The sequence below is a fragment of the Bacillus cereus group sp. BfR-BA-01430 genome (assembly GCF_022663115.1).
In the GTDB taxonomy this organism is placed as follows: Bacteria; Bacillota; Bacilli; order Bacillales; family Bacillaceae_G; genus Bacillus_A; species Bacillus_A cereus_BD.
The window spans coordinates 48,383-72,740 of record NZ_JAKUEW010000007.1 but is presented as its reverse complement, the minus strand read 5'-3'; the positions used below and the strand labels follow the sequence as shown (position 1 = coordinate 72,740).

Below are 24,358 nucleotides of genomic sequence, written 5' to 3'. Positions count from 1 at the left end.
TTTACTATATGATGCTAGGAGCAAATTTGTTTCTTTAATCAGTGCTTCTTATCATCATTAATATGCCAGAAGTAAATGAAAAAGTACCTTTTTCCTTGGCAAGTTCATTACTAATGCAAAGCGTCGATCCCCATTCAATGGTTCTATTTGTTAAAGGATATTTAAAACCGCGAAGCGTAATACCTTTTACAATCTTTGTAACTGGTACAAAAGAAACATATGGAAACTGTTTATTTTCTTCAATATCATATGCTCCTACACTCTTTACACATATTTCATTTTTTTGATCTACAATATACATATCTATTTCTTTTTCTAACCCTTTCAAAAGCATTTGTATATTAGCTAAACCATGATCAAGTCTCCCACCAGTAGCACCAAAAATACGAATAAACTTCGGATTTTGATTTAAAGCCCACCGAATAGCAATTTCTAAATCCGTTTGATCTTTTTCCCTCGGTACAATATGTAAATCATCTGTCTGTTTTTGCATCCAAGCTAACTCATCATCGGTAACTGAATCATAATCACCAAACGCAACAGCCGGGACAATTCCTTGCTTTAATAAGCGATACACTCCGCGGTCAACCGCTGCCCACACTACCTCGTCATTTTCATATAAAGAAAAATCCGCGCAATGTTCTTCAGGTCCTCCTGCTAAAATATGAATAATCATTTTTCCGTCCCCTTCTATCAAAAAAAGCAATCTGCCAGTCGGTAGATTGCTTTTTTGTGTGATCCCGTTCTAACAGGTCTTTATACATTTCTAATACGTATTTCTTATCCGCGAATAACTCGAATTGCTTCGCCGCGGTCTTTTTGATTATATACTGCAGAACCAGCTACAAGAACATTTGCACCAGCTTCGATACAATGTCTTGCAGTTTCTGCATTTACACCACCATCAACTTCAATTTCTACTTGTAAATTACGCTCTTCTACCATTTCTGATACTTGTTTAATTTTTGGTAAAACAGAATGGATAAATTTCTGTCCACCAAAACCTGGATTTACTGTCATAAGCAATACCATATCAATATCTTCCAATACATGTTCAATGATAGAAACTGGTGTATGTGGATTTAGCACAACCCCAGCCTTAATACCATGCGATTTAATTAACTGAATAGTGCGATGTAAATGTGGACATGCTTCTACGTGAACAGTAATAATATCTGCCCCTGCTTTTGCAAAAGTAGGAATATACTGATCTGGGTTTTCAATCATTAAATGTACATCTAACGGTAAAGATGTAATCGGACGAATTGCCTCTACAATAAGCGGACCAATCGTAATATTTGGAACAAAGTGTCCATCCATTACATCAACATGAATATAATCCGCTCCCCCTTTTTCTACATCTTTAATTTCTTCCCCTAGTTTTGAAAAATCTGCTGATAAAATCGATGGTGCAATTTTAATCATGACTAATACCTCGGCTTTCTTTCTCTAATTTCTTCTACAAATTGTTTATAGTGTTCATAACGGTAATCAGCAATCCTTCCTTCCTCGACCGCAGCTTTCACCGCGCATTTCGGTTCAGAAAGATGTGTACACCCTCTAAATTTACAATATTGACTCTCTTCTTTCAACTCTGGAAAACAAAGTGTCAAGTCTTCTACTTCAATATCGATAAAATCAAGAGAACTAAATCCTGGTGTATCTGCTACCAGTCCACTTCCAACTGAAATTAATTCTACATGCCTCGTCGTATGTTTCCCACGACCTAAATGCGAAGAAATATCATTTGTTTTTAACTCTAAATCTGGTCTCAATACATTTAACATAGATGATTTTCCAACGCCAGATTGTCCCGCAACAACTGAGACACATTCTTCAAGAAATGGTTTTAAGATTTCAATACTTTCTTCTGTATTAATAGAAGTAAATAATACATCATATCCCATTTCACGATAATCATTTGCATAAGATTCAACCATTTCTCTCATTGGCTCATCTACTAAATCCATTTTACTAATACAAATGATCGGCTTAATGTTATGATATTCAATCAATACTAGAAAACGATCAAGCAGGCCTGGATTAAAATCTGGTTCCACTGCAGAAAACACAAGAATCGCTTGATCGACATTCGCAATAGGGGGTCTAACAAGCTCATTTTTCCGTTCAAATACTTCTAAAACGTAACCTTCGTTTTGATTCTCTGCTTGAAAAACGACTTGATCTCCTACAAGCGGTGTGATTTTATTCTTTCTGAATACACCACGACCACGGCATTGTGTAATGCCTTCTTCATGTTGCACATAATAAAAACCGCTTAAAGCCTTAATAATTTTTCCTTCTGGCATACAATTCTCCTTTATTTATATAGCTTGTCTATTTCAACATAATGAACCTCTTTTATAATAATCGATATGTAATGTATATACGAATAACCACTACTCAAATTGCTCTCATTTTATTATTTTTCATCTTAAAGGGTAACACCTTTCTCGTTATACTGTCTACCCTGTAAACAGGGCTTAACAGGAAAGTGTAACGAATTCCATCTCCTTCTATACTAGGAGATGGAATTCACAAAAAGAAATTTCGTGTTATTCAGCTGGATATGGCACTTCTTTATCTATAATTGTTATACCATCTCGAACAATCTTATAATGTCCTTTTGTTCCTTCTTGAATGACAAATTCAAGAGAAATAGTGGCCGATTCTGTTATCGTTCGCGTTTCAATCGGTTTGTCCATTTTATGCTGCATATCTTCTTTATAAATTTCGATTGTTTGTGGCTTTTTCTCACCTATTACAGGAGCTTCATATGGCAGTGAAATATTATCTACTTTTACAGTTTTCGTTACTTTCGGTTTCGGACCATCTGAAATCGTCACAAATACTTTATCTGTAGCTTTTAAAGGTGTTCCTGGCTTTGGTGATTGAGAAATTACGAGACCTTTCTCCACTGTATCCGAATATTCTCTTTTTATATTCGGTACAAGTTTATTTTCATTTAAATAACTATTCACATAGTTTTCCGTCCAACCAGAAAAATCACCAAGCCTAATTTGATAAGGTCCTTTACTAACCCAAACTTTCACTTCTTGTTCCGATTCTACAATCATTTGATTTGGAGCTGGACTTTGGTCTATAACCTGTCCTTTTGGCTTCTCGCTTTCCATATAGGATGGAACAATTATTTTATATTTCCCTTCCCATTCATCCTTCAAACTCTCATAATCTTTTCCAACTAAATTATCCATTTTGCTTTTTTTCTTCCCACCGGATTGATAAATCGTAATCTTAGAGTTTTCCTTTACAACTCTTCCAGCCGCTGGATTTGTTTTAATGACTCTTCCTTCTTCAACATCGTCTGTATAAACGATATTTGGTTCAGCCACTTCAAATCCTTTCTCAACAAGAGCCGTAACAGCAGACTCATACTTCATACCAGCCACATCGGGAATTTTCACATCTTTCGGTATAAAAAATCCTGGAATTACCGTAAGCGCTAACGTAATACCAATTGCTAAGAATAAAAACGTTGTAATTAATACCTTTAACCATTTATTACTTCGTTTTTTTTCTATCTTTGGTTGCACTTCTTCTTTTATGTGCTCTTCTCCTTTATTTCCATGTAATACAATTGTTTCCTCGCCTACATTTCCAAATAGTTGTTCTTGTTGAATAATCGGAATTGCTTTTGTTGCTTCTATATCTTCTGGAATATAAAACGGTTGCTCGTTAATGCGCTCTGGATATAACGCTGTTTCAATATCTCTTTTCATTGCATTCGCAGACTGATATCGATGAAAAGGATCTTTTGCAGTTGCTTTTAAAATAATATTTTCTACACTTTGCGGAATCTCTGGATTCCAACGTTTTGGAGACGGTGTTTCATTTTGCAAATGTTTTAAAGCTATAGCAACAGCAGATTCTCCTGAAAATGGTTGTCGTCCTGTTAGCAATTCAAACATAACAATCCCAAGTGAATAAATATCCGATTGTTTATTGGCTATTCCTCCGCGTGCCTGTTCTGGAGACAAATAATGTACAGATCCAAGTACAGAGTTCGTATGCGTTATCGTAGTTGCACTTGTAGCTGTCGCAATTCCAAAATCTGTAACTTTCACAATTCCATCATTTCGAATGAGAATATTATGCGGTTTAATATCTCGGTGAACAATTTCAAAATGATGTGCATGTGCCATTGCAGCTGTTAATTGCTCCATAATATCAAGTGCTTCAGCTATTGACAACATTCCACGCTGATTTATGTATTGCTTTAATGTTTGTCCAGGTACATATTCCATAACAAGATAATAAATCCCATCTTCTTCCCCAACATCATACATATTTACAATATTTGGATGCGACAACGTTGTAACAGATTGCGCTTCTCTATGGAAACGTTTAATAAACTCTTCATTATTCGCATAATCGAGTCTTAAAATTTTTACCGCTACATCCCGACCTAGTATATCATCATGAGCTAAATATACATTGGCCATCCCTCCGCCACCAATCATTTCCAGTAGCTTATAACGGTCGTTTAGGCGTTTTCCAATCAGCACGTTGTAATTCACCTACTTTCGTTTGCCGAATCCGCATAATCAACAATGACAAGGGTAATGTTATCTTCTCCACCACGATCATTCGCCAATTGAATCAGATGTTCTCCCTTTGTCTCAAGTTGTTCATTTAATTGCAAAATCCTTCGCATGTCATTTATGGCAACTTTATTTGATAATCCATCAGAGCAAAGAAGCAATTGATCGTTCTCTTCCAGCACTAATGTTTTAACGTCTAATCCGACCTTTTCTTCTGTTCCAAGCGCACGCAAAAGCACATTTTTTTTCGGATGATATTCCGCATCTTCTTTTGAAATTTCACCATGTCTAACCAGTTCATTTACAAGTGAATGGTCCTCTGTTACAAGCGATATTTCTCCATCAGATATCATATAACAACGACTATCTCCAATATGTCCAATCGTAACGAAACCTTTTGTACATATCGCTGCAATAATCGTTGTTCCCATACCACTGCACTCTACATGCTGCTTCGAGTATTCATAAATGCGTTCATTAATCATTTCAACATTGTTATGTAACCATTCTTCTATTTTTTTCGGTTCATTCATATTATATGTTTGCTTCCAATAATCGTGGAATAGCTGAATAGCCATCGAACTAGCGACATCCCCAGCTCGATGACCTCCCATTCCATCAGCTACTACAGCTAAAATATCTCCATCTAAATTATGAAAAACTCCTGCACTATCTTCATTGTGTTGACGCACTTTTCCTTTATCCGATAGAAACACGGCTTTCATTTTGTCACCTCGTCTCTTCTTTGCGCTCCTTTGCACGCAACTGACCGCAGGCAGCATCAATATCATGACCTTGTTCACGGCGAATCGTTACATTCACACCACGATCTTTTAACGTTTTTTCAAATAAGAAAATTTGCTCTCGTGGTGTTCTGACGTAGTCTCGCTCTGGTACATAGTTTACCGGAATTAAATTCACATGACATTTTACACCTTTTAAAAGTTGCGCCAGCTCTTCAGCGTGCTCCACTTGATCGTTCTCTCCACCAAACAAGCCGTACTCGAACGTAACGCGGCGCCCTGTTCTATTTATATAGTATTTAATAGCTTCCATTAAATCCGGTAATTTATAAGCGCGGTTAATCGGCATTAATTTTGAACGCAGTTCTGTGTTAGGAGCGTGCAATGAAATCGCAAAGTTAATTTGCAAATCTTCTTCGGCAAACTTATAAATTTTCGGGATAATTCCACTCGTTGAAACAGTCATATGACGTGCTCCAATATTGATTCCCTTTTCATGGTTAACAATGCGCAAGAATGACATTAAGTGGTCGTAGTTGTCAAACGGTTCACCAATTCCCATGACGACAAGAGAACTTACGCGTTCATTTGTTTCATCAAGCGCGCGCTGTACTTCTACTACTTGTGCAACGATTTCCCCAGCCTCTAGGTTTCGTTTTAAACCTCCTAATGTTGACGCACAGAACGTACAGCCAATGCGGCAGCCTACCTGAGTTGTTACACAAATAGAATTTCCATACTCATGTCGCATCAATACTGTTTCAATAGAATATCCATCGTATAATTGGAATAAAAATTTAATCGTACCATCAGAAGAGGTTTGTTTTACTAATGTATTTAAAGTAGTAATATCAAAGGAATTCGACAATTTTTCACGCAATCCTTTAGAAAGATTTGTCATATCCTCGTAATTTTTTACACGTTTTTTATACAGCCAATCAAAAATTTGTCCAGCTCGAAACTTTGGCTCTCCTTGTTCCTTTAACCAATCTTGCATTTCATGAAGTTGTAAAGAGTAAATCGATGGTTTCTTTGTTTCTAAAGCTTTCTTTTGTTTTCTTGTAGTTGTTTCCATGATGCTACACCTTCTTTCTTAAACAAGCAATATAAAAGCCATCCGTCGCAAAATAATGCGGTAAAATTTGCACTTGTCCTTTATTGATATACGGACGTAATTTTTCTGGCATACGTTCTTGCATCGTAGTATCCCACTCAAATTCTGGATGCTTTTGTAAAAATTTTTCTACCACTTGTTCATTCTCTATTTTTTCAATTGTACATGTACTGTAGACAAGTCGACCGCCTGCCTTTAACAGAGGAGCAACTTGATCTAATATCGTTTGTTGAATTGTCGACAGTCTTTCACTATCTCCTTTTTCTTTCCCTAATTTAATATCCGGTTTACGTCGAATGACACCAAATCCAGAGCATGGTGCATCAACTAATATTTTATCGAAACTTTCATTGTGAAAGTGCTCTTGCACCTTTCTAGCATCCAATGCCTTTGTTTCCACATTCTCCAGACCAAGTCGATTCGCTTGTTGTCTAATTAAACGCACTTTATGAGCATGTAAATCAAGGGACATAACCTTACCAGTTCCTCGTAATCGTTCTGCCATATGCGTTGTTTTTCCGCCAGGAGCAGCACAGCTATCAAGAATGATATCTCCTTTACTTGGCTCTACAGCTCGTGCGACAAGCATGGAGCTTTCATCTTGAATAGAAAGAAAACCTTTTTGGAACGCTTCTGTATGAGCTATATTTCCTTTTTCAATTTGAATTGCATCATCAGATAAATCGCCGCGCTTTGCTTCAACGCCTTCTTGATTTAACAAATCAATCGCTTCTTCTACTGTTATTTTATCAACATTTACTCGCGCTGTTGGTACAGGCGGTAACATATTTACTTCACACATTTTTTCTGCTGTCTCTAAACCATATGCAGCTACCCATTCTTGTACAAGCCATGTCGGATGACTCATCGCAATCGCAAGACGCTCTACAGGATCTTTCAACTCATCTAAAGAAGGTACACCTTCTCGTTGAATAGAGCGCAATACCCCATTCACCATTCCGGCAATTCCTTTATGTCCGCGACGTTTTGCGATTTCAACTGCTTCATGAATAGCAGCTCGTTCTGGAACTCGGTCTAAATAAAGCATTTGATATAAAGATAAACGAAGTAATACCCTTACCCATGCTTCCACTTTTTTTCTTAAAAACGGTTGTAAATAATAGTCTAATGTGTCACGGCGTTGAATCGTTCCATACACAATCTCAGTTAGTAAACCGATATCTTTTTTACTAATTGTACTTTTTTCAATTAAATGATTTAATAGCAAGTTACTGTAAGCGCCACTTTTTTCTACTTGCATTAATCCATCAAGAGCTAACTCACGAACGTTTTGTCTCATGCATCTTCTCCTAACTTCGTACCAATCTCCAGTTTTGCTCCACGTAAAAATTGTGAAGAACTCATGCGTTTTTTACCAGATGGCTGCAACTCTGTAATCTTAATACCTGTTTCATTTCCAGTAGCTACAATAAAACCATCCTCTTGAATCTCTACAATTGTTCCAGGCTGAGCATGATTCGCTGTAGGAACTTTTTCTCCCCACCATACTTTTACCACTTGTCCAGCTAAAGTCGTATAGGCAACCGGCCACGGATTTAAACCACGAATGTGATTGTATACTTCCTCACCTGTTTTCGCCCAATTAATTTTTTCTTGCTCACGCTTAATATTATAAGCAAATGTCACTTTTTCCTCGTTTTGTTTCATTGGTTCTAATTTACCTTGAACTAAAAGCGGCACCGTTTTAGATAATAAGTGTGCTCCAGCTTCACTCAATTTATCGAACAATGACCCTGTTGTTTCACGTTCTTCAATTTCCACTTCTACTTGCGTTAAAATATCACCAGCATCTAATTTTTCAACCATGTACATAATAGTAATACCTGTTTTTTCTTTTCCTTGCATAATGGCATAATGAATTGGTGCACCACCGCGAAGCTCTGGAAGTAGTGATGCATGTACATTAATACAGCCATATTTCGGTGCTTCTAAAATTTCTTTTGGTATAATTTGTCCGAACGCAGCTGTTACGATTAAATCAGGCTCTAGCGCCAATACTTTCTCATATTCATCTTGTTCGCGAATTTTTAAAGGTTGTAATACTGGAATACCATGCTTTTCCGCTTCAACCTTAACAGGCGTTGGCGTCATCACTTTTTTTCTGCCTACTGGACGATCTGGCTGTGTTACAACACCAACTACATCATATCCATCCTCAATAAGACGACGAAGCACCGGTACAGAAAAGTCCGGTGTCCCCATAAATACTACTTTTATCATGCAAAGACCGCTCCTTTTAGTTCTCTTCTAATTCATTTTCTTCATAATATCTCGTTACTTTTGATGTAAATAATACACCATGTAAATGATCGATTTCATGTTGAATTGCACGCGCTAAGAAGTCATTGGCTTCTAATAGAAATATCTTCCCGCGACGATTTTGCGCTCGAACTTTAATATATTCCGCTCGCTCTACTTCACCATAAAGTCCCGGAAAGCTTAGGCAGCCCTCGGGACCTACTTGTTCACCACGTTTTTCTAAAATAACTGGATTGATGAGTTCAATTTTCCCCGTATCATCTCCAATATCAATAACAGCTACTTGCAAGCTTACACCGACTTGCGGAGCCGCTAAGCCGACGCCATCTGCCGCCAACATTGTCTCATACATATCTTTCAATAAAGTCACTAACTTTTTATCAAAGTTCATTACCCGTTCACATGGGGTTTCTAGCACCTCATTGGGATGCTTTACAATTTCTAAAACTGCCATAATTCCCTCCGTTACATTAACATCGTTGGATTAAAATCAATTGAGATTTGTAAGTCCTTTTGCATTTCTGCTTGATAATGTTCATTTACCATTTTGAGCACGTACTTTAAGTTTGGTTCCCGTTTGTATTTTATCATGCATTGATAACGATATCTATCTTTTATCCTTGGAATCGGTGACGCAACTGGACCTAAGACCATCGCTTGCCGCGAACACTTTGCCCGTAAATAGCCGACAATTTTTTCTGTCACCTGCACTGCTTTTAATAACTCTGGATGCGATACAGTGACAAGTGCAACATAATAGTATGGTGGATATTGCCTCATTCTTCTCATTTGCATTTCCTGTTCAAAAAACAAATCATATTTTTGGCCCTTTGCCAGCTCTATACTATAATGTTCCGGTGTATATGTTTGAATCACCACTTCTCCTGGCAAGTCATGACGTCCGGCTCTACCGCTAACTTGTGTTAATAATTGATACGTTTTTTCGCTCGCCCTAAAATCCGGCAAATGAAGCATTGTATCAGCTGTTAGAACACCAACAAGCGTAACTTTTGGAAAATCTAATCCTTTTGCGATCATTTGTGTGCCAAGTAAGATATCCGCTTTCTCTTCTCCAAATGCTTTTAATAGTTTTTCATGCATTCCCTTACGACTTGTTGTATCCACATCCATTCGAATCACTCGTGCCTCAGGGAATAATTTTGTTAACTCTTCTTCCACCTTTTGCGTTCCTGTACCAAAAAAACGAATATGCGAACTATTACATGCCGGACAAGCTGTTGGCATCTGTTTCTCATAACTACAATAGTGGCACTTCAAACGATGATTTATTTTATGATACGTAAGTGATATATCACAGTGAGGACATTGTACTACATAACCGCAATCTCGGCACATCACAAATGTAGAATGTCCGCGGCGATTTAAGAAAAGCACCATTTGTTCCTTTTTCTTTAATCGATCAGCAATTTTTTCATGTAATGCTCTAGAGAACATAGAACGATTTCCATCGCGAAGTTCTTCGCGCATATCTATAATGTCTACTGTAGGCAATGCTTGCTCATTCATTCGCTTCTCCATCGTTAACAGCTCGTAAACGCCTTTCTTTGCCCTAGCAAACGATTCAAGTGTCGGCGTGGCGCTACCAAGCACGATCGGACAATGATGATATCGCCCTCTCCAAATTGCAACATCTCTAGCATGATATCTCGGATTATCCTCTTGTTTATAACTTGATTCATGCTCTTCATCAATAATAATAATCCCTAAATTTTCAAATGGAGCAAAAATCGCAGAACGTGCACCAACTACAACTTTTACTTCTTTTCTTAAAATTTTCCGCCACTCATCATATTTTTCTCCAACAGAAAGCGCGCTATGAAGAACCGCAACTTGCGAACCAAATCGCCCTTTGAAACGCTCTACCATTTGCGGGGTTAAGGCAATTTCCGGAACAAGTACAATCGCTTCTTTTCCTTTTTCTAATACCGCAGCGATTGATTGTAAATACACTTCTGTTTTTCCACTTCCCGTGACTCCATATAATAAAAATGAATTGTAAGTTTCATTTGTAATAGCTGACAAAATGGGTGTAATCACTTGTTTTTGTTCATCTGTTAATGGAAATGGTTTTGTCTTCTCAAAATCATCTTCATCATAAGGATTACGATATACCTCTATATATTTCTCAGACAATAAACCTTTTTTCACGAGCGATTTAATGGGGGCATCTGTTATTTGTAATTCTTCTTTTAATACTTTTAATGGTACAGTGTGGTAATTTTCCATAAAATAATATAATATATCTTGTTGTTTTTTACTTTTCAATTCAAATGCCGCAGCTTCTAATTCTTTCTCTTGTAATTCAGGCTGAACGACTCTTTGTTTTTTCTTTTGAACTTTATCCTTTACTTTATAAATTACTTCCACTGTACCGTTTGTAATTTCTTTTTGCACCATGCGATATAGCTCTGGCTGCGAAGCAACCTCTTCCCAATCTATTCTATCTTTCCCTTGAAATAAGTGATTTATCTCGGGGGCAACTTCATCCGAATTATGAAGCTGTAACAATTTCTTGTAAGTAGCTTTAATTGCAGTTGGAAGCATCACTTGAAAAGCAGAAATTGTATAGCATAACGTCTCTTCTGTAAGCCAAAAGCCAAGCTTTAGTAACTCTTCATTTAGAACTGGTGTGACGTCTAATATTTCATGCAATGATTTTAATTTTTTACTTTCTACATCTACAGAGTCTTTTATGTCGATAATAAATCCTTGTAACTTTCGCGGTCCAAACGGAACAACGACTCGCATACCAGTTTGCACAATATCTTCCCACTTCTTAGGAATGATATAGTCAAACGGCCTATCTGTTTGACGGGCCGGCACATCAACAATTACACTCGCAAATTTCATATACGATCATCTTCTAACATCGATTCAATTTGCTTCAATATTTCATAAGCGACTTCCTTTTTCGATAAAAGTGGCAACTCAATCACATTCCCATCTTTTCTATACATGGTTACGATATTTGTATCTGTACCAAATCCTGCCCCTTGCGCTTTTACATCATTTGCAACAATCATATCAGCATTCTTTTCACGTAATTTTCTCGTTGCATATTCTTCAATATTTTTCGTTTCAGCAGCAAAGCCAACAAGCAATTGATGCTCTTTTCTCTCACCCAATGTTTTTAAAATATCAGTTGTTCTTTCTAATTCAATGACAGCATCACCATCTTGTTTTTTCATCTTATGATCATGTATAAATTTAGGGCGATAATCGGCAACAGCGGCTGTTTTTATGACAACATCCATTTCAGAATAATGTTGCAATACGGCCTCTAACATATCTTGTGCCGATTCCACTTGTATAGTTGTAACGTTTATAGGCGGCGCTAATGCTGTCGGTCCCGAAACAAGTATGACATCCGCTCCAAGATTTGCAGCAGTTTCAGCTATAGCATAGCCCATCTTCCCTGAAGAAAAATTTGTCATAAAACGAACTGGATCTATCTTTTCACGAGTAGGACCCGCTGTTATTAATATTCTTTTTCCGCGCAATGTTTGTCCGGCTGAAAACTGTTCTTCCAATCGTGCCATAATGATTTCAGGCTCTTCTAATCGTCCTTTCGCCACATAGCCACATGCTAAAAAGCCTTCTCCAGGCTCAATAAATGTATACCCTAAATTCCGCAGTGTCATCATGTTTTTTTGAACAATTTGATTTTCATACATATGTACATTCATAGCTGGCGCAATCCAAACCGGCGCTGTAGTAGCTAATAATGTAGTAGTAATCATATCGTCCGCAATCCCATTCGCTAATTTTCCGATACAATTCGCTGTAGCTGGCGCAACTAATATAACATCTGCCCAATCAGCTAAATCAATATGAGCGATTACCGCAGAATCCTTTTCGTCAAATGTATCTGTATATACATCATGGCGAGAAAGCGCTTGAAATGTAAGAGGTGTAACAAACTTCATCGCCGATTCACTCATTATAACCTTTACAAGCGCTCCTGCTTGTGTCAACTTACTCGTTAATGCTGCCGCTTTAAAAACGGCAATTCCCCCAGTTACACATAGAAGTATTTTTTTCCCTTTTAGCATATAACTCGTCCTCTTTCTTGTTCAAACTTATTCTACTGAAATACAACCATTTCAGTTCGTCAAGTGCTACCATTTCATATTTCTTTTATTTCCTTATAAATTCCTATCGTAAAAAAATAACAACCTACTTGTAAATAGGTTGTTACCGTTACATAGAAAATTATAAAGTCTATGTTTTCATTTGTCGAAAAGAAAGTCTTACTCAGATACTTTCTCTTCGCTTGGTACGTAGCTTAATGATTCTGCATCAATTTCTTCTAATGCTTTCCCTACACATTTATGAGAAACTGGGTTTTCAACAGCACAATCGTTCGCTAGTTGCATTTCACGAGCACGCTTCGCTGCTACTGTTACTAATGTATACTTAGAGTCGATTTTTTTTAGTAATGAGTCAATTGATGGATTTAACATATTATATACCCTCCGTCATTTCCTTATAATATTGTGCTACTCTTTCGCGGCGACAATGTTCGCCAACCACAATTGCTTTAATTCGTTCGCAAGCTAATTCAACTTGATCGTTTTCTACAACATAATCATAAGCGTCCATCATTTCAATTTCTTCTTTTGCTACAGTTAAACGATTTGCAATTACTTCTTCCGTCTCCGTACCACGCCCTACGATTCTATTTTTCAATTCCGATAGGCTCGGAGGCGCTAAGAAGATAAACACTCCTTCTGGGAATGCTTTCTTTACTTGAATTGCTCCTTGTACTTCAATTTCTAGAAATACATCTTTTCCTTCTGATAAAGTCTTTTCAACATAGTCAATCGGCGTTCCGTAGTAATTCCCAACGAACTCTGCCCATTCAAGTAACTGGTCGTTACGAATCATTTCTTCAAATTCTTCTCTTTCTTTAAAGAAATAATCTATACCATCTATTTCACCCTCACGTGGTTTACGAGTCGTTACTGAAATAGAGTACTGAAATTGTGTATCTTCATGACTGAACAATTCTTTACGAACTGTTCCTTTTCCAACGCCCGAAGGTCCTGAAAGAACAATGAGCAACCCTCTTCTACTTCTCATAAATATGTAAAACCTACCCTTCCTCACTTAAATCTTCTTTATTATTTAAACGATGTGCAATCGTTTCTGGTTGAATTGGACTTAGTACAACATGCCCATCATCCATAACAATAACCGCCCTTGTTTTCCTCCCATACGTAGCATCAAGTAGTGCATTATGCTCACGCGCTTCCTGTACCGTTCGTTTAATAGGAGCTGATTCCGGACTTACAATAGCAATAATTCGATGAGCAGATACGATATTTCCATATCCAATATTTAAAAATCGCATGGCCATAATTTGTGCCTCCTAGTAAGTCTATCCGATTTCTCTACCACGTATAACTTTATATCTTTTTTGACAGCTATTCAATATTTTGTACCTGTTCACGAATTTTTTCAAGGTTATTTTTCATTTCCACGACATATTTTGAAATCGTTAAGTCATTTGCCTTAGAACCAATCGTATTAATTTCCCGGTGCATTTCCTGCACAATGAAGTCCATTTTTCTACCAACAGGCTCCTTTAGTTCGAGCGCCTCACGAAATTGGTCTAAATGACTTTGCAATCTGACTAATTCTTCATGAATATCCGAGCGCTCTGCAAACATTGCCACTTCTGTAAGCACTCGTTGTTCATCTAAATCTTGGCTATGTATTTCTTTTAAGCGATTTTCTAATCGTTCACGATATCTTTGAACAACAATTGGTGCGTGCGGAATAATTGCATCCACACAATTGTGAATCTCTTGTAAACGATGTGCTATATCTTTATGTAATCGTTCTCCTTCGCCGTCTCTCATTGTTTTTAACATATGCGCAGCTTGGCGAACAGCCTCATATAAACTATGCTCAAATTGTTCATTTACATTTTCCACTTCTTCAATCGCCGTTACTTCTGGCATTGCCATTAATTGTTGCAAGGTAATGGAATCCTGTAATTGAAATTTCATTTTTACATCTTCCATAATCGATTTGTACTGATCGAGAAGCGACCAATTCACACTTAATTTTCTTTCTACAAGTCCTTCCCCAGCAATACTAATAGACACTTCAATACGTCCGCGGCGAACTTTCTCCGCAATAATTTTACGAATTTTATCTTCGAAAACCATCATTTGTTTCGGAAGTCGAATGTTCATCTCTAAAAAGCGATGGTTCACTGACTTCATTTCTACTGTAATTTGAAAGGCATCCTTTTCTACTTTCGCCCTTCCAAAACCTGTCATACTAGAAATCATCTTTATCACATCCAAGCCATGAAATAACTCAATGAAAAAGGTAATAGAGATATCGCTCTACTACCTTCTGTAAATTATATCACATTTTCATTTCATTGACTATTTCAAGTTTAATCCTTTCTTATATAACAAAGACTTTTTCTTTTTCTCTTTATTTCCTGTCAATAACGAGCCTACTAATAAAAATGTTGGAATAGAGGATAGCCCTACAATTAATAACCAATCTCTTGCTTGAATTGGCAATGTACTAAAGATTGGTTGCAATGGTGAGTAATAAATGACCACAAGCATCAATAGGATGGAAACAATGACCGCACCAACTAAATATATATTTCCAAACGGATTGCGATGGAACACAGAATGTTCACTACGGCAGTCAAATACGTGGATGAGCTGTGCTAATACAAGCGTCGCAAATGCCACTGTTTGTGCGTATTTTAACTCATTCGGATGTTGATTATAAGCAATAATAAATGCTAGTAAAGTAACTGATCCAATTAAAAATCCTCGACTGACAATTTTCCATGCGAGTCCTCTTGCAAATACTCCTTCTTTCGGATGTCTTGGATTTCGTTTCATCACATCCCCTTCAGGAGCATCTAGCCCTAATGCCATCGCTGGTAACCCATCCGTTACTAAATTCACCCATAAAATTTGAATCGGAACCATTGGAAGAGGTAACGCAAGCAGCATCGCAAATAACATCACTAAAATCTCTCCAACATTTGATGCTAATAAATAGCGAATAAATTTCCGAATGTTTTCATATATATTTCTTCCCTCTTTAATAGCTGCTTTAATTGTAGCAAAGTTATCATCTAACAACACAAGGGAAGAGGCTTCTTTTGCCACATCCGTTCCCGTTATTCCCATTGAAATTCCAATATCCGCAGCTTTAATAGCTGGTGCATCATTCACTCCATCTCCTGTCATCGCTACAATATGTCCTTTATTTTGAAGTGCTTTCACAATTTTTAATTTATGCTCTGGAGAAACACGGGCAAACACATACGTATCTTCCACAATATCCTCAAGTTCCTCTACTGTCATATTCGCAAGTTCTATCCCTTCTACAACGCGACCATTCCGTGGTAAAATCCCTAGTTCTTCAGCAATAGCCATTGCTGTTACTTTATGATCCCCTGTAATCATTACTGTTTTAATGCCTGCTTCTTTACATTCCTGTACAGCCTGCTTAACTTCAGGTCTTGGCGGATCAATCATTCCTTGAATTCCAACCAGCATAAAGTCTTTCTCTATTTCTTGTTCATCGTGAATTGGATCTGTTACTTTTAATGGTTTAAAAGCAACGGCAATGGTTCTAAGTGCTTGACTTCCAAGGCTATGAATTGCCGCTTGCACTTCCTTGCGATACAACTCACTAAAAGGCTGTTGTTTATTTCCCCATAAAATCGTTTGACTCTTTTGTAAAAGCACGTCTGGAGCACCTTTTGTCACAACAAACTTCTTTCCATCACGATCGCGAACAATGATACTCATCATCTTACGAGTGGAATCAAAAGGAAACTCGTGAATAATTTCAAATTTCTCTTTTAATGCTTCTCGAGAGATTCCAGCCTTCATGGCTACTGCAACAAGAGCACCTTCTGTAGGATCTCCATCTAACACATATTCTTTCTTCTTTTTCATAATTTGAGCATGATTGCATAGACAACCAAATGTTAATAATTGATACAAAGATTTTGTATTCCCTGGATTGATCTTCTCTTCATCTTTCATAAAAGATCCTGTTGGCTCATATCCTTTCCCAGTAACCTTCCATAATTCACCACCTGACCACATATGCGTTACCATCATTTTATTTTGTGTCATCGTCCCTGTTTTGTCGGAACAAATTACCGAAGCACACCCTAGCGTTTCCACTGCTGGCAGTTTGCGTACAATGGCCTTTTTCTTAATCATGCGCTGTACGCCAAGCGATAAAGCAACTGTAACAATAGCTGGTAATCCTTCCGGAATTGCTGCAACGGCAAGTGACACCCCCGCTAAAAACATATGATAGACTTCATTTCCTTGATATACGCCCGCCAATACAACAAGTGCTGTTAGAATAAGCGCAACAATAATTAAAATCTTCCCAAGTTGTTCTAATCTTCTTTGTAAAGGCGTTTCCATTGGTTCTGCATTTTGCAACATATTCGCAATCTGCCCCATAGCTGTATTCATCCCCGTTGCGACTACAACTCCTATCCCAGACCCTCTCGTAATCATCGTTCCCATAAACGCTATATTTTTTTGATCACCAATTGCAACATCTTGCCCACTTAATGCTTCTACTTTCTTTTGAACAGGTACAGATTCCCCTGTTAAAGCAGATTCTTCAATATATAAACTCGATGTTTCAACAAGGCGAACATCTGCCCCAATACGGTCGCCGCTAGAAAACTTAATAATATCTCCCAGAACAAGCGCTTTAGACGGCGCTTTTATCCATTTGCCATTTCGTAAAACTGTTACTTGCGGGGCGGCTAACTCTTTTAATGCCTCCAATGATTTTTCTGCTTTTCTCTCTTGAAAAAAGCCGAGAATTCCATTGAGAATAACGATTGCGACAATTGCGATTGAATCGATATATTCTCCCAAAAAGGCAGAAATGATTGTCGCTCCAAACAATACAAGAACCATAAAATCTTTAAACTGGGCTAGAAATACAAGAAGTGCAGAAGGCCTCTTTGCTTCCTGTAACTCATTTGGACCAAACTTCTTTAGACGTCCTTCTGCTTCTTGTTCTGAAAGTCCTGTCTTCACATTCGTATTCGTTCTCTCCTCCACTTCATGCGCACGCATTTCATACCAATTCATTTCGCTATCGACCTCCTGATTGCAGACATGCTCTAATGAAAGCTTATTCAGCCTCGTCCAAAAAAATGCTATAATTAACATTTAGTTAGAAAGGAGTGTTCATCATGGCATTCGATGGATTATTTACAAGAGCGATTACGCATGAGATTTCAAATTCTCTGCAAACGGGGAGAATTTCAAAAATATATCAACCTTCAAAATACGAAATTTTATTACATATTCGCGCGCATGGAAAAAACCAAAAGTTAATTATTTCAGCTCATCCGACATATGCTCGTATGCATATCACAACACAAAGTTATGATTCACCAGCATTACCACCTATGTTTTGCATGTTACTTCGCAAACATTTAGAGGGAGGATTCATTGAAAAAATTGAGCAAATCGATTTAGAACGAATCATTCAAATTACTGTCCGCAGTCGCAATGAAATTGGCGATGAATCTTTAAAAACATTAGTTATTGAAATCATGGGGCGCCATAGTAACATCATTTTGGTAGACGAAAAAACAAATATGATTTTAGATAGCTTGAAACACGTTTCTTTAGCAGTAAATCGTCATCGCACTGTATATGCTGGAGCTGAATACGTTGCACCACCAGCACAACATAAAATGAATCCACTGCACGTTGAAACAGAAGATGAATTGATACGGCCGCTAGACTTCCTGTCTGGAAATATGGATAAACAACTCGTCGGAGCTTTCATGGGAATTTCTCCGCTGTTTGCAAAAGAAGTGGTCAAAAAAGCGGGTATGGTAAATGAAAAAGCAGTAGCCGAAGCTTTCTTCAGCTTACAAAAGCCATTAAAAGAACATCAATATACACCAACAATGATTACTGCAAACGGAAAAGAGTTCTTTTACCTGTTTCCCCTTTCTCATTTACAAGGAACTGAAAAGACTTTCTCATCCGTTAGTGAATTATTAGATCGATTCTTCTTCGGGAAAGCAGAACGAGATCGTGTCAAACAACAAGCTCATGATTTAGAGCGATTTATGCATAATGAGAAAACGAAAAATGAAAAGAAAATAATAAAACTGAAAAGAACATTACAAGATGCCGGAAAAGCGGATAAATATCAATTGTTTGGAGAGCTATTAACAGCGAACATATACGCAATAAAAAAAGGTGACAAAGAAGTGGAAGTTGTAAATTATTATGACGAAAATGGTAGAACAGTAACAATTACATTAGATCCATTTAAAACACCTTCAGAAAATGCACAGCGTTATTTCCAAAAGTATCAAAAGGCAAAAAACTCTGTAGCAATTGTCAAAGAACAAATTGAAAAAACAAAGGAAGAAATTCTCTATTTTGACAGCCTACTTCAACAAATGGACGCCGCCTCATCAAAAGATATCGAAGAAATTCGTGAAGAACTAGCTGAAGAAGGATACCTTCGTAACCGCAAAGCGAAACAGGTAAAGAAAAAGCCAACAAAACCATTATTAGATAAATATATTGCAAGCGATGGAACTGAAATTTTAGTTGGCAAAAACAATAAACAAAATGACTATTTGACTACGAAATTTGCGCGTCGCGATGAGATTTGGTTACATACGAAAGATATACCAGGTTCTCACGTGGTCATTCGCTCTGTAGAACCGTCGGAAGAAACATTACTAGAAGCTGCGAAAATTGCAGCGTATTACAGTAAAGCGAAAAATTCTAGTTCAGTTCCCGTAGATTTCACGAAAATTCGCCACGTCAAAAAACCAAGTGGTGCAAAGCTTGGTTTTGTTACATATGATCATCAACAAACACTATATGTAACGCCTGATGCTGATACTGTAATGAAATTAAAAGCTTAAATATACAAAAAGGTATGGATGTTACAGTTGAACCAGGTATTTATATACCAACTGAGGTAGTTGTAGAATGGAAGACAATATCGTCATTACAACATCAAATAAAGAGCGAATTGTTATTCCTTGTTAATAGTATGAATTTTTCAACAGGATTTTTTCTCTGCACATAGAATTCCTTCTCTAGGGTATTCGTTTAAAGAGGGGGAAGTTTAATTGAACTTTGTAATCGATAAGATAGATGGTTTACAGATTGAATTTTCAAAACTTGTTTCCATGATGAATTACGCCCGTTACACAACGATGCAAACGGTGGAAGGTTTAACAATTGAAGAACTTGATTATTTATATGATGAAGAAGCAAATTCAATTGGCATGCTATTATGTCACATGGCTGCTATTGAATTTTACTACCAAATCCATACCTTTGAGGATCGTGAACCGACAGATGCTGAATTAGAACGTTGGTTACCTGGTGTTGAGTTAGGAGATCTTGGACGAGAAAAAATAAAAGGAAACTCCATAGAATTTTACATCAATACATTACTAGAAGTACGCTCTAAAACAATTGAAACTTTTCAATCATTACCTGAAGAATGGTTATTTAAAAAGACAAACTTTTGGCATGATAAACCAGCAAACAACTACTTTAAATGGTTTCACGTTTTTGAAGATGAAATCAATCATCGTGGACAGATTCGTTTAATTAAAAAGATACAAAAAGCTCATGCAGTAAAATAAGAAAATGCCACCTTTATTCGGTGGCATTTTCTTCTATTCATTCACAAAAATTTTTTCATTTACTTTCTAAAAAACTACTGCTAACATTATCAAAATCAATATTAAATATAACCATTTTACAAAAAGTAACCACCCTTGAAAAATGAACAAACAACAATGATACCTATCATAATTCCAATACTTTTCTTGCTATGTTGTTTCATATCATCCAAACGGTATAACAGTATAAGCACAAACCCGAAAACAGGTATGATACTGATCCATTCATTGTTTGTAAATAAATTTAAAATGATGACTAGAATACAAGATACGATGAATCTCCAAAAACCAATTTTTTACGCATAAACACTCCTTAAATTCCATTTTTAAATCTCACCATTACAATACATGAAACTTTACTTTTTTTCTATTTCCTTTACTCACATACTTTCACTGCTTTCATACAATGAACTACACGAATGCCTAAGGATGTGAATGTTATGGGAGTTGAATTAACGCTTTTACATGCTCTCTATGTTCTTTGTTTGCTAACCATTATTACCTTCTTTATTCTCCGGAAAGATACGACAATCATTTGTATCATTTTTATTTTTTTACTAGCATTAACCGCAACAAGTTCTATCCCTCTTGCCGTTAGCAGCATATTTCAAAGTTTCATTTACGCCATTACCGAACTATTACCAACTATATTAATCATTTCCATTATTGTATCAATGAGCAATTTACTCGTTCATACCGGCATAAATGATACGATGATTTCACCATTTACAAAGATGATTCGTACACCTACACTCGCTTATTGGATTATCGGTCTTTTAATGATGACAATTTCTTTCTTCTTTTGGCCTTCTCCAGCTGTCGCCTTAATGGGAGCCATTTTATTACCAGTCGCTGTTCGCGTTGGACTTCCGCCAATTGGAGTTGCGATCGCTATGAACTTATTCGGACACGGCATCGCCTTATCAGGTGACTTCGTTATTCAAGGCGCACCAAAATTAACCGCAGACGCTGCTGGTCTTCCTGTTTCCAGCGTCGTTTCTGCCAGTGTCCCCCTCGTTATCGTTATGGGCATTGTTACAACTTCTGTTGCTTTTTTCTTCTTACGAAAAGAATTTCATACAGGCTCCCCCATACAAGAATCTATCCAGTCAACCGATTCTTCAAAAACACTCACTTCATTATCTCCTCGGACAAAAAAATGGCTCGCTATTTGCATTCCGATCGTATATGCCATAGATATTCTTTGTATGATTCAATTTAAACTACAAGGAAGCGACGCAACAGCGCTTATTGGCGGGACGACTGTTATTATGATTATCATCATTTCCCTCATCGCTTACAAAGGAAATGGACTGAATAAAACGACCGATTATTTTATAGAAGGGCTACAATTTGGATTTAAAATCTTTGGCCCTATTATTCCAATCGCTGCACTTTTTTATTTAGGAGATAGCGGATTTATAAAAATTATTGGAGACTATTTACCGAAAGGTTCACACGGAATCATTAATGACTTAGGAATCGCCTTATCTCAAACGGTTCCTTTAAATCAATATGTATCGGCTGGAACATTAACTATCGTTGGTGTTATAACAGGATTAGATGGGTCTGGCTTTTCAGGTATATCACTTGCTGGTTCAATCGCAAATCTTTTTGGAACAGCACTTGGTCATGGAACAGCTACATTAACAGCACTTGGACAAATCGCTGCCATATGGACTGGGGGCGGTGCCTTAATTCCTTGGGCGCTTATTCCTGCCGCTGCGATTTGTAAAGTCGATCCGTTTGAACTTGCACGCCGAAACTTTTTACCAGTTGTGATTGGCTTACTTGTCACCACGATCGTCGCGATGTTTATTCTATAACGTAAGCAAGTATTCTCTTGTTTACGTTTTTTATTGTAAAGTTCATCATGAATTACTGACTTTCAAAAGGGATTATTTATATGTTAGCGAAATTATATTAAGAGAGTATTTATTTCAAAACGTTTACGAAAAACAGATTACTGCAATTAGAAAAGGGGACATAACTATGAATGAATTGATTTTCGTCTTATTAATTTGTCCATTACTTATCTTTATCGTTTCTGTTATTGGAACACGTAGAACGAAAACGTATTACGTAATGCCAATTGTAACGTTTGCTAGCTTTTTAATAATAGGGGTTATCGCCTTCACTCCAAATTTTTTCTTTTGGGTTGGCATGTACAGCATCTTCTCATTTATTGTTTCTTATATGACTCTCTTGTTTGTAAGAGGATATGAAATTGTGGAAAGCGCTAAGTAGTCATTAATAAGGCGATTGTAATAGGATTTTCTTTGATATTGATAGGACTTTACTTGATTATGATACCACTGAGAGAATTGGTATATCGAAACCAGACCCTGAAATTTTTCAAAGAACTGTATTACAATCGAACCTCAAAATGAAAGATTTCTATTATATTGGTAATTGATTAGAAACTGATGCAATTAGTAGTATAAGCTGGAATGCAAGATATGTGGTTAAATCGGGATACCTCGCAACTCAAGTGCGATGTTCCTACTATATCTTCTTTACATGAAGTTTTAACGATGATATAAAAAACGACTGCGTTCCCCCGCAGTCGTTTTTTATGTTACGCTGTAATCCAAGCCTCGTCAGCTGGATTTTTGCGCCATTCTTGTAGTTTTTTCGTTTCAGCTTGTCCAATCATACCTTTTTCTTCCGCTACTTGAGTTAATGTGCTATAGTCGCTTAAAGAATATGATGCTACATTAGCTGCCGCTAGTTTTTCTTTTCCTGCTTCAAGCTCGTATGTGAAGATTGATACGATTCCTAATACTTCACAGCCAGCTTCGCGAAGTGCTTCTACACATGTAATCGCACTACCGCCAGTTGAAATTAAGTCTTCTACTACTACTACTTTTTGACCTTTTTCAGCTTTTCCTTCGATTTGATTCCCTTTACCGTGGCCTTTTGCTTTACTACGTACGTAGCACATTGGTAAATCCATACGATCGCTTACCCATGCAGCGTGCGCAATACCAGCAGTTGCTGTTCCTGCAATAACTTCTACAGCCCCAAAGTGCTCTTTAATTAACTCTTCTAATCCAGCTGCAATCGCTTGACGTACTTTTGGATATGATAAAGTTAAACGGTTATCACAATAAATTGGTGATTTCATACCAGAAGACCAAGTGAACGGATCATTCGGTTGTAAAAATACTGCTCCAATTTCTAATAAATGCGATGCGATTTCTTTTTTCATGCTGTTACACCTTCCCACTGTTGTTTTACTGTTTGATACGCTTCAAGCGGATTTTCTGCTTTTGTAATACTACGTCCCACTACGATGTAGCTTGAGCCAAGTTCCCTCGCACGTTTCGGTGTTGCTACGCGCACTTGGTCATTCACATCATCACTTGCAAGACGAATCCCCGGTGTTACTGTTACAAATTCATTTCCGCATACTTCACGTAATTTTGGAACTTCAAGTGTTGAACAAACAACGCCATCAAGTCCACTTTCTTTCGTTAATTTTGCATAATGAGCAACCACTTCTTCTAACGTTTTCTCAATGCCAATCTCTTTTTGCATCATAGCTTCCGAAGTGCTTGTTAGTTGTGTAACTGCAATACAAATCGGTCTCTTTTTTCCTTCTTGCTTACCTTCCTCTAATCCCTCGATCGCCAATTTCATCATACTACTTCCCCCAGCAGCATGAACATTTACCATATCAACATCTAGACTAGCTAGGCTACGCATAGCACTTTTTACTGTATTTGGAATATCATGAAGTTTTAAATCTAGAAAGATTTTATGCCCTTTTTCTTTTAAGTACGTAATAATTGCTGGGCCTTCTTTATAAAACAACTCCATACCAACTTTGACAAATAACTCTTCCCCTTCAAAGTGTTGTAAAAATTGTTCTACCTCTTTTTTTCCTGGAAAATCTAACGCAACAATTAGCGACTGTGACATA

General features: G+C 37.2%; 22 protein-coding genes and 2 pseudogenes. 5 read left to right on the top strand and 19 right to left on the bottom strand.

All coding sequences use genetic code 11. The features are described 5' to 3' along the window. Nucleotides 1–34: 34 nt before the first annotated feature. From MR058_RS13665 to MR058_RS13590, 16 genes are all read right to left on the bottom strand, one after another. Complete coding sequence (locus MR058_RS13665; protein ID WP_242144518.1) at nt 35–676, bottom strand: thiamine diphosphokinase; 642 nt, start codon at nt 674–676, stop codon at nt 35–37. A 104-nt stretch (nt 677–780) separates the two neighbouring features. After that, a complete protein-coding gene (gene rpe / locus MR058_RS13660) occupies nt 781–1,425 on the bottom strand; it encodes a ribulose-phosphate 3-epimerase (protein ID WP_242144517.1) in 645 nt (214 codons plus the stop codon). 2 nt (nt 1,426–1,427) lie between these two features. Continuing rightward, nucleotides 1,428–2,309 (bottom strand): ribosome small subunit-dependent GTPase A, encoded by an 882-nt coding sequence (gene rsgA / locus MR058_RS13655; RefSeq protein WP_242144516.1) that lies wholly within the window; start codon nt 2,307–2,309, stop codon nt 1,428–1,430. Between the two features lie 246 nt (nt 2,310–2,555). Further along, on the bottom strand, nt 2,556–4,526 hold the full coding sequence (gene pknB / locus MR058_RS13650) for a Stk1 family PASTA domain-containing Ser/Thr kinase (protein WP_242144515.1): 1,971 nt from the start codon (nt 4,524–4,526) through the stop codon (nt 2,556–2,558). Nucleotides 4,527–4,534: 8 nt separating this feature from the next. Further along, complete coding sequence (locus MR058_RS13645) at nt 4,535–5,287, bottom strand: Stp1/IreP family PP2C-type Ser/Thr phosphatase (RefSeq protein ID WP_242144514.1); 753 nt, start codon at nt 5,285–5,287, stop codon at nt 4,535–4,537. Nucleotides 5,288–5,291: 4 nt separating this feature from the next. Further along, nucleotides 5,292–6,380, bottom strand: coding sequence for a dual-specificity RNA methyltransferase RlmN (rlmN, locus tag MR058_RS13640; RefSeq protein WP_242144513.1), 1,089 nt, complete (start codon nt 6,378–6,380; stop codon nt 5,292–5,294). Nucleotides 6,381–6,384: 4 nt separating this feature from the next. Further along, on the bottom strand, nt 6,385–7,719 hold the full coding sequence (gene rsmB, locus MR058_RS13635) for a 16S rRNA (cytosine(967)-C(5))-methyltransferase RsmB (RefSeq protein ID WP_242144512.1): 1,335 nt from the start codon (nt 7,717–7,719) through the stop codon (nt 6,385–6,387). Further along, nucleotides 7,716–8,660 (bottom strand): methionyl-tRNA formyltransferase, encoded by a 945-nt coding sequence (fmt, locus tag MR058_RS13630; RefSeq protein WP_242144511.1) that lies wholly within the window; start codon nt 8,658–8,660, stop codon nt 7,716–7,718. The genes rsmB and fmt overlap by 4 nt, the downstream gene beginning before the upstream one ends. 16 nt (nt 8,661–8,676) lie before the next feature. Beyond that, nucleotides 8,677–9,153 (bottom strand): peptide deformylase, encoded by a 477-nt coding sequence (gene def, locus MR058_RS13625; protein ID WP_242144510.1) that lies wholly within the window; start codon nt 9,151–9,153, stop codon nt 8,677–8,679. Between the two features lie 11 nt (nt 9,154–9,164). Beyond that, nucleotides 9,165–11,570, bottom strand: coding sequence for a primosomal protein N' (gene priA, locus MR058_RS13620; protein WP_242144509.1), 2,406 nt, complete (start codon nt 11,568–11,570; stop codon nt 9,165–9,167). After that, nucleotides 11,567–12,772, bottom strand: a complete 1,206-nt coding sequence (gene coaBC / locus MR058_RS13615) for a bifunctional phosphopantothenoylcysteine decarboxylase/phosphopantothenate--cysteine ligase CoaBC (RefSeq protein WP_242144508.1) — start codon at nt 12,770–12,772, stop codon at nt 11,567–11,569. Before coaBC ends, priA begins: the two co-directional genes overlap by 4 nt. Nucleotides 12,773–12,970: 198 nt before the next feature. Then, nucleotides 12,971–13,183 carry a DNA-directed RNA polymerase subunit omega gene (gene rpoZ, locus MR058_RS13610; RefSeq protein ID WP_242144507.1) on the bottom strand — a complete coding sequence of 71 codons (213 nt, stop codon included), beginning with the start codon at nt 13,181–13,183 and terminating at the stop codon, nt 12,971–12,973. Nucleotide 13,184: 1 nt separating this feature from the next. Beyond that, nucleotides 13,185–13,802, bottom strand: a complete 618-nt coding sequence (gene gmk, locus MR058_RS13605) for a guanylate kinase (RefSeq protein ID WP_242144506.1) — start codon at nt 13,800–13,802, stop codon at nt 13,185–13,187. Nucleotides 13,803–13,815: 13 nt separating this feature from the next. Then, on the bottom strand, nt 13,816–14,079 hold the full coding sequence (gene remA, locus MR058_RS13600; protein WP_001251456.1) for an extracellular matrix/biofilm regulator RemA: 264 nt from the start codon (nt 14,077–14,079) through the stop codon (nt 13,816–13,818). A 67-nt stretch (nt 14,080–14,146) separates the two neighbouring features. Then, nucleotides 14,147–15,022, bottom strand: a complete 876-nt coding sequence (locus MR058_RS13595; protein WP_242144616.1) for a YicC/YloC family endoribonuclease — start codon at nt 15,020–15,022, stop codon at nt 14,147–14,149. A 99-nt stretch (nt 15,023–15,121) separates the two neighbouring features. Beyond that, nucleotides 15,122–17,845: a calcium-translocating P-type ATPase, SERCA-type gene (locus MR058_RS13590; RefSeq protein WP_242144505.1), complete on the bottom strand. Its 2,724-nt coding sequence runs from the start codon at nt 17,843–17,845 to the stop codon at nt 15,122–15,124. A 104-nt stretch (nt 17,846–17,949) separates the two neighbouring features. Here MR058_RS13590 and MR058_RS13585 point away from each other — a divergent pair, with 104 nt between their 5' ends. Together MR058_RS13585 and MR058_RS13580 are read left to right on the top strand one after the other, a co-directional pair. Then, complete coding sequence (locus MR058_RS13585) at nt 17,950–19,659, top strand: Rqc2 family fibronectin-binding protein (RefSeq protein WP_242144504.1); 1,710 nt, start codon at nt 17,950–17,952, stop codon at nt 19,657–19,659. 210 nt (nt 19,660–19,869) lie between these two features. Next, nucleotides 19,870–20,394 (top strand): DinB family protein, encoded by a 525-nt coding sequence (locus MR058_RS13580; protein ID WP_242144503.1) that lies wholly within the window; start codon nt 19,870–19,872, stop codon nt 20,392–20,394. A gap of 131 nt (nt 20,395–20,525) precedes the next feature. Here MR058_RS13580 and MR058_RS13575 read toward each other — a convergent pair. Beyond that, nucleotides 20,526–20,726 (bottom strand): annotated as a pseudogene (locus tag MR058_RS13575) (YoqO family protein); the annotation flags it as partial. 147 nt (nt 20,727–20,873) lie between these two features. On the opposite strand from MR058_RS13575, the gene MR058_RS13570 reads away from it, so the two are divergent. From MR058_RS13570 to MR058_RS13560, 3 genes and pseudogenes are all read left to right on the top strand, one after another. Further along, nucleotides 20,874–22,259, top strand: a complete 1,386-nt coding sequence (locus tag MR058_RS13570; protein WP_242144502.1) for a hypothetical protein — start codon at nt 20,874–20,876, stop codon at nt 22,257–22,259. 166 nt (nt 22,260–22,425) lie between these two features. Then, the gene (locus tag MR058_RS13565; protein WP_242144501.1) at nt 22,426–22,680 is read left to right on the top strand and encodes a YbeF family protein; all 255 of its coding nucleotides are present in this window, start codon (nt 22,426–22,428) and stop codon (nt 22,678–22,680) included. Between the two features lie 64 nt (nt 22,681–22,744). Beyond that, a pseudogene (locus tag MR058_RS13560) lies at nt 22,745–22,976 on the top strand (HAD family hydrolase); the annotation flags it as partial. 35 nt (nt 22,977–23,011) lie between these two features. On the opposite strand, the gene pyrE reads toward MR058_RS13560, so the two are convergent. Next, nucleotides 23,012–23,644 carry an orotate phosphoribosyltransferase gene (gene pyrE, locus MR058_RS13555; protein WP_242144500.1) on the bottom strand — a complete coding sequence of 211 codons (633 nt, stop codon included), beginning with the start codon at nt 23,642–23,644 and terminating at the stop codon, nt 23,012–23,014. Next, a complete protein-coding gene (gene pyrF / locus MR058_RS13550; protein WP_242144499.1) occupies nt 23,641–24,357 on the bottom strand; it encodes an orotidine-5'-phosphate decarboxylase in 717 nt (238 codons plus the stop codon). Before pyrF ends, pyrE begins: the two co-directional genes overlap by 4 nt. Nucleotide 24,358 lies beyond the last annotated feature (1 nt).